This is a genomic window from Streptomyces alboniger (genome assembly GCF_008704395.1).
GTDB lineage: Bacteria > Actinomycetota > Actinomycetes > Streptomycetales > Streptomycetaceae > Streptomyces > Streptomyces alboniger.
This window is the reverse complement of sequence record NZ_CP023695.1, coordinates 1,749,659-1,762,408: the sequence shown is the minus strand read 5'-3', so window position 1 is coordinate 1,762,408 and position 12,750 is coordinate 1,749,659. Positions and strand designations below refer to the sequence as shown.

Annotated in this window: 12 protein-coding genes and 2 pseudogenes; 7 read left to right on the top strand and 7 right to left on the bottom strand. The window is 72.3% G+C overall.

Annotated elements, in window-relative coordinates; translation table 11 throughout:
• The 5 genes from CP975_RS07665 to CP975_RS07645 form a co-directional block, all read right to left on the bottom strand.
• Complete coding sequence (locus CP975_RS07665; protein ID WP_055535154.1) at positions 1-1,800, bottom strand: glycoside hydrolase family 15 protein; 1,800 nt, start codon at positions 1,798-1,800, stop codon at positions 1-3.
• 45 nt (positions 1,801-1,845) lie between these two features.
• Entirely contained in the window at positions 1,846-2,634 is a 789-nt protein-coding gene (locus CP975_RS07660) for an SURF1 family cytochrome oxidase biogenesis protein (RefSeq protein WP_055535156.1), read from the bottom strand.
• A 47-nt stretch (positions 2,635-2,681) separates the two neighbouring features.
• Positions 2,682-2,915, bottom strand: coding sequence for a hypothetical protein (locus tag CP975_RS07655; protein WP_078594554.1), 234 nt, complete (start codon positions 2,913-2,915; stop codon positions 2,682-2,684).
• 92 nt (positions 2,916-3,007) lie between these two features.
• Entirely contained in the window at positions 3,008-4,003 is a 996-nt protein-coding gene (locus CP975_RS07650) for a DEDDh family exonuclease (RefSeq protein WP_055535158.1), read from the bottom strand.
• Positions 4,004-4,005: 2 nt separating this feature from the next.
• Complete coding sequence (locus tag CP975_RS07645; protein WP_055535160.1) at positions 4,006-4,671, bottom strand: TetR/AcrR family transcriptional regulator; 666 nt, start codon at positions 4,669-4,671, stop codon at positions 4,006-4,008.
• An 82-nt stretch (positions 4,672-4,753) separates the two neighbouring features.
• Between CP975_RS07645 and CP975_RS07640 the strand changes: the two genes are divergently transcribed.
• From CP975_RS07640 to CP975_RS07610, 7 genes are all read left to right on the top strand, one after another.
• Entirely contained in the window at positions 4,754-5,551 is a 798-nt protein-coding gene (locus CP975_RS07640; RefSeq protein ID WP_055535162.1) for an acetoacetate decarboxylase family protein, read from the top strand.
• A gap of 1 nt (position 5,552) precedes the next feature.
• On the top strand, positions 5,553-6,437 hold the full coding sequence (locus tag CP975_RS07635) for an SDR family NAD(P)-dependent oxidoreductase (protein ID WP_055535164.1): 885 nt from the start codon (positions 5,553-5,555) through the stop codon (positions 6,435-6,437).
• Positions 6,438-6,451: 14 nt separating this feature from the next.
• Positions 6,452-7,753: an amidohydrolase family protein gene (locus CP975_RS07630; RefSeq protein WP_055535166.1), complete on the top strand. Its 1,302-nt coding sequence runs from the start codon at positions 6,452-6,454 to the stop codon at positions 7,751-7,753.
• A complete protein-coding gene (locus tag CP975_RS07625; RefSeq protein WP_425474231.1) occupies positions 7,750-9,003 on the top strand; it encodes an amidohydrolase family protein in 1,254 nt (417 codons plus the stop codon). Before CP975_RS07630 ends, CP975_RS07625 begins: the two co-directional genes overlap by 4 nt.
• 24 nt (positions 9,004-9,027) lie before the next feature.
• Complete coding sequence (locus CP975_RS07620; RefSeq protein WP_055535170.1) at positions 9,028-9,738, top strand: VIT1/CCC1 transporter family protein; 711 nt, start codon at positions 9,028-9,030, stop codon at positions 9,736-9,738.
• A gap of 106 nt (positions 9,739-9,844) precedes the next feature.
• Positions 9,845-10,771: a sterol desaturase family protein gene (locus CP975_RS07615; protein WP_055535172.1), complete on the top strand. Its 927-nt coding sequence runs from the start codon at positions 9,845-9,847 to the stop codon at positions 10,769-10,771.
• On the top strand, positions 10,768-11,514 hold the full coding sequence (locus CP975_RS07610) for a lysoplasmalogenase (protein WP_070321294.1): 747 nt from the start codon (positions 10,768-10,770) through the stop codon (positions 11,512-11,514). The genes CP975_RS07615 and CP975_RS07610 overlap by 4 nt, the downstream gene beginning before the upstream one ends.
• Here the strand turns inward: CP975_RS07610 and CP975_RS07605 are convergent.
• Positions 11,421-12,182, bottom strand: a pseudogene (locus CP975_RS07605) (CopD family protein); the annotation flags it as partial. The gene CP975_RS07610 and the pseudogene CP975_RS07605 overlap by 94 nt on opposite strands.
• Positions 12,181-12,690, bottom strand: a pseudogene (locus tag CP975_RS35695) (CoA transferase); the annotation flags it as partial. The pseudogenes CP975_RS35695 and CP975_RS07605, both read right to left, overlap by 2 nt.
• Positions 12,691-12,750 lie beyond the last annotated feature (60 nt).

Sequence of the window (12,750 nt, the reverse complement as noted above, 5' to 3'; positions counted from 1 at the left end):
CTATCCTCCCGTGTCCTCTCCTTCCGTGTCCTCGCCGAAGAGGGCGAGGGCGGTGTTCACCAGACCGATGTGGCTGAATGCCTGCGGGAAGTTGCCCAGCTGGCGGCCGCAGACCGGGTCGTACTCCTCCGCGAGCAGCCCCACGTCGTTGGTCAGGGACACCAGGTGCTCGAACAGTTCGTGCGCCTCCTTCGTGCGCCCCGTCATGTGCAGGGCGTCCACCAGCCAGAAGGTGCAGACGAGGAAGGTGCCCTCCTGGCCGGGCAGGCCGTCGATCTCCTTCTGGTCGGAGGTGTAGCGGCGCAGCAGGCCGTGGTGGCTCAGCTCGGCGCGGACCGCGTCGATCGTGCCGACGACCCGCGGGTCGTCGGGTGGCAGGAAACCGGCGTGCGGGATGAGCAGCAGCGAGGCGTCCAGCTCGGTGGAGCCGTAGGACTGCGTGAAGGTGTTGCGCTCCGGGTCGTAGCCCTTCTCGCACACCTCGCGGTGGACCTCGTCCCGCAGTTCCCGCCAGCGGTCCGCGTCGCCGGGCAGCTCCGGGTCCTCCTCCAGGGCGCGCACCGCGCGGTCGGCGGCTACCCACACCATCACCTTCGAGTACACGAAGTGGCGGCGCGGGCCGCGCACCTCCCACAGCCCCTGGTCGGGCTCGCGCCACTTCTCGCGCAGGAACTCCAGGAGGCAGAGCTGGAGGTTCCAGGCCTGCGGGCGGCGGGCGAGGCCCGAACGGTGTGCGAGGGCGAGGGAGTCGACGACCTCGCCGTACACGTCGAGCTGCAACTGCTCCACGGCTTCGTTGCCGATGCGCACGGGGGCCGAGTTCTCATACCCGGGCAGCCACGGAATCTCGTACTCCGGAAGGCGCCGTTCGCCGGCGAGGCCGTACACGATCTGGAGGTCGGCGGCGTTGCCCGCGACCGCGCGCAGCAGCCAGTCGCGCCAGGCCTCGGCCTCCTCCAGATAGCCGGCGAGGAGCAGGGCGCCGAGGGTGAGGGTGGAGTCGCGCAGCCAGCAGAAGCGGTAGTCCCAGTTGCGTACGCCGCCGATCTCCTCGGGCAGGGAAGTGGTGGGGGCGGCCACGACACCGCCGGTCGGGGCGTAGGTGAGCGCCTTGAGGGTGATCAGGGAGCGTATGACCGCGTCGCGGTGCGGCCCGTCGTACTGGCAGCGGGAGGTCCAGGCGCGCCAGTCCTCCAGGCTCTCGCGCAGCGATGTGTACGGGTCGACGAGGGGCGGGCGCAGCTCGTGCGAGGGGTGCCAGGTGAGGACGAACGCCACCTTCTCGCCCTCCTCGACGGTGAACTCGGAGTGGGTGCCGAAGTCGCGCCCCCAGGTGCGCACGGGCGGTTCGCTGCGCAGCCACACGGAGTCGGGTCCGGCGACGGCGACGCGGTGGCCGTCCACCTTGCGCACCCACGGCACGACGGAGCCGTAGTCGAACCGGAGTCGGAGCGTGCTGCGGACGGTGACGCTGCCCTTGAGGCCTTCGATAATGCGTACGACATCGGGGGCGCGGTCACGCTGGGGCATGAAGTCGGTGACACGGATGGAGCCGTCCTCCGTGTCCCACTCGGTGTCGAGGACGAGGGAGTCGGGGCGGTAGGCGCGGCGGGCGCAGGAGTCCGCGTCCTTGGGGGCGATGCGCCAGTGGCCGTTCTCCTCGTCGCCGAGCAGCGCGGCGAAACAGGCGGCGGAGTCGAATCGGGGCAGGCAGAGCCAGTCCAGCGAGCCGTCCCTGGCGACGAGGGCGGCGGTCTGTTGGTCGCCGATGAGTGCGTAATCTTCGATTGGACGGGACACGCAGAACGGGTTCCCGGAGGAGGCCCATGTCAATCGAAAGGGACCTCAAGCGGTCGTGGGCGCGGTTTCCGGAGTGGGTGCTTGCGCGGCGGCGGCGCGGTCACGGCGCTCCCTGCGGACCAGGACCACCCAGCCGACCGGGACGCCCGCGGCGAACAGCCACCACTGGACCGCGTACGCCATGTGCGCGCCGATGCCGCTGTGGTCGGGCTCGCCGATCAGCTCGGGGGTGTTGCCGCGGTTCTCGGGCGAGGTCTGCTCGATGTAGCCGCCGAGGACCTGCTTGCCGAGACTGTCGGCCTGCTGCCCGCTGCTGATCAGCATGATCTGACGGTCCGGCAGGCCGCGGACGTCCTTGATGCCGCTGGCCGCGGACGTCTCGTCGGCCATCAGACGCCCGGTGATGGTCACCTCGCCCCTGGGGGCGGCGGGGATCTCCGGGAACGCGGTCTGCGGGCCGTCGGCCGGGATCCAGCCGCGGTTGACGAGCAGGACCTTGCCGTCGTCCAGGACGAACGGCGTCAGGACGTGGAAGCCGACCTCGTCATCGGAGTTGGTGCGGCGCCGCACGACGACCTCGTGCTTCGTGTCGTACGTCCCCTTGGCGCTCACCCGGCGGTACAGATCCGCCTTCGGCACCTCGTGGCCCGGGGAGGTCAGCTCCTCGGCGGGGACCGGGTCGGCGGCCAGTGCCTTGGAGATCCGCTCGTTCTGCGCGACGCGGTGCTCGTGCCGGTGCAGCTGCCAGAAACCCAGCTCGACCATCACGGGGATGAGAACGAGGGCGATAAGGGTGAGGATCACCCACTGCCGGGTCAGGAGGAAGCGGTACACCCCACGACGGTACAACTCGGTCGTGGGGTGCCGGGACGTGGGGTCGCTCAGACCTTGTCGACGATGCCCACCCGCCCCTCCGCGCGTGAGCAGTGGGCGCCGCAGTACCAGTGGCCCTCCACCTCGACGCCCTGGCCGATGATGCGGCACCGGCAGTGCTCGCAGATGGGCGCCATGCGGTGGATGGCGCAGGAGAAGCAGTCGAAGACGTGCACCGAGCCTTGCGCGTGCACCTCAAAGGACATGCCGTAGTCGTTTCCGCAGACCTCGCAACGTGCCATGCGCCACAGGGTGGGGCGCCGCGGCGGTGCGGAGCGAGTGGTGTGCGGGCGAGTCGCCCGCAATCACCCGTCTGACGGTCACCGCCCCTCGATCACCCGTCCGTGGCGGGCGCCACGTCCGGGAGCAGTTGGCCGAAGGCGGCCTCGTCGATCACCGGCGTGCCGAACTGGCGCGCCTTGACGGTCTTGGAAGTGCCCGAATCCGGGTCGTTCGTGACGAGCAGGCTGGTGAGGCGGGACACGCTCGTCGCGATGTGCAGGCCCGCCTCGACCGCCCGGTCCTCAAGGAGATCGCGCTCCACGGAGGTGTCTCCGGAGAACGCGACCCGCATGCCCTGCTTGAGTGGTTTGCCCGGTTCGTAACGCCCCGGGTTCGGGTAGGGGCACGGCGGCCGCTTGCGCGAGGGGCGCCAACTGGCGGGCCGGTACGACGAGGAGGGCGCGGGCCCCGTCGACTGCCGGACGACGCGGGGCGCGCCGTCGGACCACTCGGTGAGCGGGCGGCACTCCAGGAGCGGCAGGCGGACATTGCCGCCGGCCGCCGCGTGCAGGCTCGGGCGGAACGCCTCGGCGAGCACGCGCGCGTCGTCGAGGGCGTTGTGCGCGTGGCGCTGCTCGACGCCGAAGTGCGCGGCCAGGGACTCCAGCTTGTGGTTGGGCAGCGGGAGCGCCAGCTCCTTGGAGAGCGCGATGGTGCACAGCCGCTGGCGCACGGGGGCGGTGCGCTCCGCGCGCGCGTACTCCCTGGCGATCATCGACCAGTCGAAGAAGGCGTTGTGCGCGACCAGGACGCGGCCGTCGAGGCGGCTCGCGAACTCCTCGGCGATGTCCTTGAACAGCGGCGCGTCCGCGAGCACCTCGCTGGTGAGGCCGTGGATCCACACGGGCCCCGGGTCGCGCTGGGGGTTCACCAGCGTGTACCAGTGGTCCTCGATCTCGCCCTGGGCGCCCACCCGGTAGACGGCGGCCGACACTATGCGGTCGTCGCGGGCCAGGCCGGTGGTCTCCACGTCGACGACCGCGTACCCCGTTGGATACGCGGCCGGCCAGGGGGCGGCGGACGCTGCGGTCGTGCGGTCTTCGAGCATGGTCAATGAGGATACGGGCCGCCACCGACAGTCATGGCCCCCGGTCCGAGAAGCCCCGTCACCAGAGCCTTGACGGAGACGGTGAACAAGGCCTCCGGATCGAGGGGGCCTGCCAGCGCGCGGGCGAGCGCGCCGTCCTGCTCCGCCGTGTCCTTCGTCCACGGCTCCTCCTCGGCGGGGCGCTGCACGGGAGCGCGTTCGCGGTTGCGCTCGACGAGGACATGGCCGACGACGTGGACCTGGACGGAGCGCACCGCGTCGGCGGCCCGGGCGCCGCGCAGGCCCGCCTCGTGCACCTCGTGGACCAGGGACCGCTGGGCGGGCAGGAACATCCGTTCGGTGAGGCCGCGTTCGTGGACCATCGCGACGAGGTGCGGGTGGTCGAGCAGTTGGCGGCGCAGGGCGCGGGCCACGGAGACGACGCGCTGGGCGGGGGTGCGGCCGACGGGGCGGATCTCGCCGAGGTCGGCGACGGTGCGCTCGACGAGGGCGTCCAGGAGCGACTCGCGGTTGCCCACGTGCCAGTAGATCGAGGTGACGGCGGTGCCCAGCTCGGCTGCCAGGCCGCGCATCGTCAGGGACCGGGGGCCGTGCCGCCTCACCAGCTCCGCGGCGGCGTCGAGCACGTCCTTGCGGCTCAGCCGCGTGCGCGTCTCTTTACCCTTCACGAGTCCTGTTGTAACTGTGTTACAGAACCCCCGCAAGTCCCGGCCGCGGGCCCGAGTCCGCGCTGACGAAGGGTGGTACGACATGGCACGCGTACGGTACGGGGCGCGCACCGAGGCGGAGATCGCCGCCGCGCGCACCGCGAGTTCCCGGCTCCCCGAAGTCTGGTCGACGGGCGTCGTGGCCGTCTGGGAGAGCGACCCCGACGCGGTCGCGGCGGTCCTGCCGCCCCCGCTGAAGCCCACCGGGCGGCCCCTGGTGCGGGTGAACATCAGCAAGGTCGACCTGCCCGGCTACCCGCTCGGCGCGGGCTCGGTGGCCGTCGCCGCCGAGCACGGGGGAGTGGGCGGCTGGTATCCGCTGGTGATGCCGATGACCCACGAGCGGGCACTGATCGGCGGGCGCGAGGTCTTCGGGGAGCCGAAGAAGCTCGGTGAGGTCGAGGTCGAGCGCGACGGCCTGGTCGTACGCGCCGCGCTGGCCCGGCACGGCATCGCCTTCGTGGAGGTCCGCGGTGCGGTCAGCGGCGCGCTGCCGCTCCCGGAGCCGTCCCGCAGGACGGACTTCTACTTCAAGTTCCTTCCCGCGGTGGACGGTTCGGGCTTCGACGCCGACCCGGTGCTCGTGCACTGCGTACGCGACGAGAAGGTGCGCAAGCTGGAGGGCGTCACCGGAGACGTCGTCCTGCGCGAGTCGATGTACGACCCGGTGGCCGATCTGCCGGTGCGCGCGGTCGTCGAGATCACCATCGGCGAGAAGACCACCGTCCAGCGGGGCCATGTCGCGGAGCGCGTCAGCGCGCAGGCCCTGCTGCCCTACATCCACCAGCGGTACGACGACCCGGCGCAGATCCTCGACGGCCCGCCCGAGGGGAGCGGCTGAGATGGAACTGCGCGAGGGGCAGGTCGCCGTGGTCACCGGGGCGGCGAGCGGCATCGGGCTCGCCCTGGTACGGCGGTTCGCGGCGGGCGGCCTGAAGGTGGTCCTCGCCGACGTCGAGGAGAACGCCCTGGAGCAGGCAGCCGCGGGGCTGCGCGAGGACGGCGCGAGCGTGCACGCGCGCGTGGTCGACGTCGGAGACCGCGAGCAGGTCCTCGCCCTCGCCGACGAGGTGTACGAGACCTTCGGCGCCGTCCATGTGCTGTGCAACAACGCGGGCGTCGGATCGGGCGCCGAGGGCCGCATGTGGGAGCACGATCCGAACGACTGGAAGTGGGCCTTCGAGGTCAACGTATGGGGTGTCTTCCACGGCATCCAGGCCTTCGTGCCCCGGATGATCGCGGGCGGCGAGCCCGGTCACGTCGTCAACACCTCCTCCGGCGACGGCGGCATCGCGCCGCTGCCCACCGCCTCCGTCTACGCCGTCACCAAGGCGGCCGTGGTGACGATGACCGAGTCCCTGTACGCGCACCTGAAGGCGGAGCACGCGCGCGTGGGCGCGTCCGTCCTCTTCCCCGGCCCCCACATGCTGCGTACCGGCCTGTGGGAGTCGCACCGCAACCGGCCCGAGCGGTACGCCAAGTCCCGCCCCCGCAGGACCCCTTACCGCAGCCTCGACCAGTGGGAGGCGGCGATGAAGGAGGCCGGGCAGGCGGTGGAGTTCACGCCCGTCGAACAGGTCGCGGACTTCGTCGCCGACGGCATCGCGGCGGGCCGCTTCTGGCTGCTTCCGAAGAGCGAGCACAGCGACCGGCAGATCAAGGCGAGGTCACGGTCGATGCTCGACCGCTCCGACCCGGCGTATCTCGAAAGCTTCATCCTGGACTGACCGAGGGACACCTGATGACGGCTCAGCAGAACGATCCCGGCCTCGACCCCTACCTGATCATCTCCTCCGACTGCCACGCCGGGCTCCCCACCGAGGAGTACCGCCCCTACCTGGACAGCCGCTTCCACCGCGCCTTCGACGACTTCCTCGGCGAGCGGGACGCACGCCGGGAGGAGGCGACCCGGCTCGGCATCCGCAACGACGCGTTCGCCGCCAAGTGGTTCCACGACCACGAGGAGGGCCTGCGCGGCGGCTGGGACACCGCACAGCGCCTCAAGGAGCTGGACGGCGACGGGGTGGCCGCCGAGGTCGTCTTCCCCGACGCGGACGCCGTGGACAGCCGGACGGCCGCGCCCTTCGGAGTGGGCCTCGGCCTCTCCGGGGACCAGGACCCGGAGCTGGGCATGGCCGGCGCGCAGGCGCACAACCGCTGGCTCGCCGACTTCGTCTCCGAGCACCCCGAACGGCACTGCGGGGTCGCTCTGCTGCCCGTCACCGGTGAGGTGGGCCGCGTCGTCGCCGAGATCCACCGGGCCAAGGAGTCGGGGCTCGGCGCGCTGATGATCCCCTCCATGTGGGTCGACAAGGCGCCCTACCACGACCGGCGTTACGACCCCGTGTGGGCGGCGGCGGCCGAGTGTGCCATGCCCGTCGTCACGCACTCGGGGGCCGCGCCCCGCCACGAGTACGGCGACCACCTCGGGATCTACGTCTCCGAAGTGACGTGGTGGCCCGCGCGGCCGCTGTGGTTCCTGCTCTGGTCCGGCGTCTTCGAGCGCCACCCCGGACTGAGGTTCGGCGTCGCGGAGTCCGGCTGCTGGTGGCTGCCGAACCTCCTGTGGTTCATGGACCGCCTCTACCTGGGCGCGCACGGCGGCAAGAAGCTCTCCCCGTTCGCGGAGCTGAAGCGCCCGCCGCACGAGTACCTCGACCGGCAGATCTTCGTCTGCGCCACCAACACCAAGCGCCGCGAACTGGCCCAGCGCTACGAGATCGGCGTCGACAACATCCTCTGGGGCAGCGACTTCCCGCACCCCGAGGGCACCTGGCCCGACACGCGCGCGTGGCTGACGAAAACGTTCCACGACATCCCCGTGGCGGAGACCCGGCGCATGCTGGGCCTCGCCGCCGCCGAGGTCTTCGGCTTCGACACCGGCGCCCTCGCGCCGCTGGCCCGCCGCATCGGCCCCACACCGGCCGAACTCGGCCAGGACGACGACCAGTCGGCGGTGGAGGCCTCCTGGGCGCGCTCGCGCGAGGTGGGCCGCCACTGGCTGACCGACCACGACTTCCCGACGCTAGGGGTGACCCCATGAGCGAGCCCATGAGCGACCCGACGCACCAGGACCGCTACACCGTCATCTCCGCGGACTGCCACGCGGGCGCCGACCTCCTGGACTACAGGCCCTACCTGGAGTCCCGCCACCACGAGGCGTTCGACGACTGGGCGGCCACCTACGTCAATCCGTACGAGGACCTGCTCGCGGACACCGCCGACCGTAACTGGAACTCCGGCCGCCGCATCGCCGAACTCGAAGAGGACGGCATCGTCGCCGAGGTCGTCTTCCCGAACACCATCCCGCCGTTCTTCCCCTCGGCCTCGCTGATGGCCCCGGCGCCGACCCGCGAGGAGTTCGAGCTGCGCTGGGCGGGCCTGCGCGCCCACAACCGCTGGCTCGCGGACTTCTGCGCCGCGGCGCCGGGCCGCAGGGCGGGCGTCTTCCAGATCCTCCTGAACGACGTCGGCCGGGCCGTGGAGGAGATCCGCAGGTCGGTGGATGCAGGCCTCACCGGAGGGCTCATGCTGCCCGGCACCCCGCCGGGCTCGGGCCTGCCGGAGCTGTACTCGTCGGCGTACGACCCGATCTGGGCGGTCTGTGCCGAACTGGGTGTGCCCGTCAACCACCATGCGGGCTCGGCGTCGCCGCCGCTCGGCGAGGAGCCCGCCGCGCGCGCGGTGTTCATGGTCGAGACGACGTGGTTCTCGCACCGGGCGCTGTGGCACCTCGTCTTCGGCGGCGCCTTCCGCCGCCACCCGGGGCTGCGGCTCGTCCTCACCGAGCAGGGCTCCGGGTGGATCCCGGGCGTCCTGGACATGCTGGACTACTACCACTCGCGCCTGGTCGCGGCGGCGACGAAGGCAGAGACGGCCGAGTCGAAGTTCGGCGCGGGCCTCGCCGACGCGATGGGCAAGGGCCCCTCCGAGGTGTGGCGCGAGAACTGCTTCGTCGGCGCCAGCTTCATGCGCCCGCACGAGGCGGCCCTGCGCGACCGCATCGGCCTCGACAAGATCATGTGGGGCAGCGACTACCCCCACGACGAGGGCACCCACCCCCACTCGCGCGAGGGCCTGCGTATGGCCTACGCCGGTGTGCCCAGGGACGAGATCGCGGCGATGGTCGGCGGCAACGCCGCCCGCGTCTACGGCTTCGACCTGGAGCGGCTCGGCCGCATCGCCGCGCGCGTGGGACCCACGGTCCAGGAACTGGACGAACCCCTCAAGGAGGCACCCGCAGGCGCCACGAGCCCGGTGTTCGCGCCGGGAGGGTCGGTACGGGTCTGGTGACGCGGGTGGTGCGATGCTCCCTGCGTGACGGAAGCAACGCACGAGGAAGCGCACGGCGGCGGCCTCGGCTCACGGCTCAACTGGCTGCGGGCCGCCGTGCTGGGCGCCAATGACGGCATCGTGTCCACCGCGGGCCTCGTCGTCGGCGTCGCGGGCGCCACGGACGCCCGCGACACCCTGCTGACGGCGGGCCTGGCCGGACTGCTCGCCGGGTCCATGTCCATGGCCGCGGGCGAGTACGTCTCCGTGTCCACGCAGCGCGACTCGGAGAAGGCCGCCCTCGCCATGGAGAAGCGGGAACTGCGCGAGCGGCCCGAGGCGGAACTGGCCGAGCTGACCGACCTGCTGGAGGAGCGCGGGCTCAGCCGTGACGTGGCCCGCGAGGCCGCCGAGCAGCTGACCGAGAGGGACGCGCTGCGTGCCCACGCGCGCGTGGAGCTGGGGATCGACCCCGACGACCTCACCAACCCCTGGCACGCGGCCTGGGCCAGCTTCGTCGCCTTCACCGCGGGCGCGCTGCTGCCGCTCCTCGCGATCGTCCTCCCGCCGGCCGACTGGCGCCTCGGCGTCACCGTCGTCTCGGTCCTCGGCGCCCTCGGCCTCACGGGCTGGAGCAGCGCCCGCCTGGGCGCGGCGGACGTGCGCCGCGCCATGCTGCGGAACGTGGCGGGCGGCGCGCTCGCGATGGCGGTGACCTACGGGGCGGGCGCGCTGCTGGGAGCGGCCGGGGTTTGACGCGGGGCCTTTGGCGAGGATCACCAACAACTCCTCCCGTACCGCCGGTAATACTTGTCGGTAACAACCTCTAGTCGCGGGCGGGGAGCCGTTCTACGGTGCACGCATGTCCCCGAACCTGCCCGATGTCGTGCTGTGGTCCATACCGGCCTTCGTGCTGCTCACCGTCGTCGAGATCGTGAGCCACCGGATCCACCCCGACGAGGACGCCGCCGGGTACGAGACCAAGGACGCCGCCACCAGCGTCACCATGGGCCTCGGCAGCCTCGCCTTCGACTTCCTGTGGAAGATCCCGATCGTGGCGGTCTACACGGCCGTCTACACGCTGACGCCGCTGCGCGTGCCCGTCCTGTGGTGGACGATCCCGCTGATGCTCCTCGCGCAGGACTTCTTCTACTACTGGTCGCACCGGGGCCACCACGTCGTCCGCATCCTGTGGGCCTGCCACGTGGTGCACCACTCCAGCCGCAAGTTCAACTTCACCACGGCGCTGCGGCAGCCCTGGACGAGCCTCACCGTGTGGCCGTTCTACCTGCCGCTCATCGCCTGCGGTGTCCATCCCGCGGCGCTCGCCTTCTGCTCGTCGGCCAACCTGGTCTACCAGTTCTGGATCCACACCGAACGCGTCGGGAAGCTCCCCCGCCCCTTCGAGTTCGTCCTCAACACGCCCTCGCACCACCGCGTCCACCACGCCTCCCAGGGCGGCTACCTGGACCGCAACTTCGGCGGCATCCTCATCATCTGGGACCGGCTGTTCGGCTCCTGGGTCGCCGAGACCGACCGTCCCGTGTACGGCCTGACGAAGAACATCAACACGTACAACCCCCTGCGCGTCGCCACGCACGAGTACGTCGCCATCGCCAAGGACCTGAGGGCGGCCACCAGTTGGCGCGAGCGCGCCGGGCGGGTCTTCCGCGGCCCCGGATGGCAGCCGAAGGCCCCCGAGGCGCCTGAGGCCCTCACGCCCGCCTCACCCGCCGGGCAGGCGGCCGCCGTCGAGACGCCGCGAACGGTCACGGAGCCGGCGGCGTGACGGGGCGCCCCGCGCCCACACTGCTCCTCGGCGCCTTCGCCCTCGCCGCGCTCGGGGATCTCGTCGCGCTCCTTGCGGACTCCGGCCTCGGCCACGCCGTCTTCAAGCCGCTGCTCATGCCGCTCCTCGCGGCGTACGTCGCCGCGGAGCGGGGCCCGCGCCTGCTGATCGTCGCCCTCCTCCTCGGCTGGGGCGGCGACACCCTCCTGCTCCTCGACGCCGAGCCGGCCTTCCTCGCGGGAATGGGCTCCTTCGCCGCCGGGCACATCTGCTACCTCGTGCTCTTCAAGCGGTACGGCGACACCGAGCGGTCCGCACGCGCGGGCGGCCCGCCCCACGCGCGCGGGACGGCACTCGTGGCCGCGTACGCCCTCGCGCTCGTCGGCACCGTGGCGCTGCTCTGGCCGGACCTGCCGGCCGACATGCGGGGCCCCGTCGCGGGCTACAGCGTGCTGCTCACCGCCATGGCGTTCCGCGCGACCGCCCTGGGCCTCACGGCGGGCGTCGGAGGGGCGCTGTTCCTGCTGTCGGACACGCTCATCGCGACCGGCGTCGCCGAGTGGCCGCAACTGCCCCGGCCCGACTTCGCGATCATGCTCACGTACCTCGCCGCCCAGTACCTGCTGGCCAGAGCCCTCCTGCTCGCGGATCACCAGCGGATCGGCACCGGCACCGAGGTCAACAGCGCCGACAGCACCACGACGACGCCCAGCGCGGCCACCTCCCCGCGCGCGGGCACGTAGGCGCGCAGACGGTCGCCGGTGCCGCGCAACCGCCGACGGGCCAGCAGCGCGAGCACGGCGACGACGGCCACCACCAGCACCTTGGCCAGCAGTGTGCGGCCGTACGCCGTCTCGGTGAGCTGGTCCATCACCGTGCCGGGCGGCATCCGGCGCAGCGTGCTGAAGCAGCCGGTCACGGTGATCGCCGCGAACAGAACGGCCGCCACGCGCGCGTAGAGCCCGAGAACGGCGACGCCCTCCTCCGGAGAGGTCGTCCGCCACCGGCGCAGCATCCGCAGGACGTACAGCAGCCCGCCCGCCCAGAGCGCCCCGCACGTCAGGTGCACGAGGGTGAGTCCGCTGCCGACCAGCGCGGAGTCCTCCACCGGAGGGTGTGCCCGCAGCGCCTCGGCGAAGATGACCGCGGCCAGGGGGAGCGCGGCCGCCGAGGGGCGCCGGGAGCGGGCGCACAGCGCGGCCGCGATGAAGGCGTTGACCTCCAGGAGGGCGAGCCATCCGTCCCGGGAGTCGTAGAGCCGCCCGATGTCCAGGTCCGCGAGCCGCTGGGGGACGAGGTTGCCGTTCGCCACGATCGTGGCGAGCCCGAGCGCCGCCGCGCACCCCGCCCACGCCGCGTACGCCGCCCAGCCGCGCGGCGCCCGGTCCAGCGGTGCCCCCGGGACGCGGCGCCGGGGACCGCAGCGCGACGGCGAGGCCCCCGGCGGCGTACACGGCGTCCTCGACCTCGACGGCGGACCGCTCGGCGAGGCACGCGGCCACCGCGGCCACCGAAGGCTCGTCGGCGAGCCCCAGGGCAGCCGTCAACGCCGCGCGATGATGCGGGTAGTTGGCATGCGTGCGCACCCAGCCGTCGGCGGTGCGCCAGAAACGGGACAGCGGCGCGAAGTTGACCGGCGCGCGCCCGTCGACGAGGAGATGCCGCTCACTGGTGAACGCCGTCGCCACGGCCCCGTCGTCGACCCGCACCCGCGGCACCTGCCGCCCGGTCCGCGCCGCGGTCAACTCCGCGGCGGCCAGGGCGCAGACGCCCGCGCACGCGCGGGCGAGCCCGATGACGGGCAGCCGGGCGGGCAGGGCGCCGTCGCGTACGTTGGCCGAGACGCCGGAGAGCAGGGCGGGATCGCCGCCGAGCGCGGCCCACGCCTCTCCGGTGCTCTCCCACGATGTCTGTGTCATGCACGCACTATGCCGCACGCGGCCCCGACGCGGCGGAAGGGTCCGGAGGGGAAGGACGGA

What these genes read in the sequence shown, in the direction of transcription:
- CP975_RS07655 (WP_078594554.1), bottom strand. Translation starts at nt 2,915, where the DNA reads ATGGCACGTTGCGAGGTCTGCGGAAACGACTACGGCATGTCCTTTGAG.
- CP975_RS07650 (WP_055535158.1), bottom strand. Translation starts at nt 4,003, where the DNA reads ATGCTCGAAGACCGCACGACCGCAGCGTCCGCCGCCCCCTGGCCGGCC.
- CP975_RS07640 (WP_055535162.1), top strand. Translation starts at nt 4,754, where the DNA reads ATGGCACGCGTACGGTACGGGGCGCGCACCGAGGCGGAGATCGCCGCC.
- CP975_RS07635 (WP_055535164.1), top strand. Translation starts at nt 5,553, where the DNA reads ATGGAACTGCGCGAGGGGCAGGTCGCCGTGGTCACCGGGGCGGCGAGC.
- CP975_RS07630 (WP_055535166.1), top strand. Translation starts at nt 6,452, where the DNA reads ATGACGGCTCAGCAGAACGATCCCGGCCTCGACCCCTACCTGATCATC.
- CP975_RS07625 (WP_425474231.1), top strand. Translation starts at nt 7,750, where the DNA reads ATGAGCGAGCCCATGAGCGACCCGACGCACCAGGACCGCTACACCGTC.
- CP975_RS07615 (WP_055535172.1), top strand. Translation starts at nt 9,845, where the DNA reads ATGTCCCCGAACCTGCCCGATGTCGTGCTGTGGTCCATACCGGCCTTC.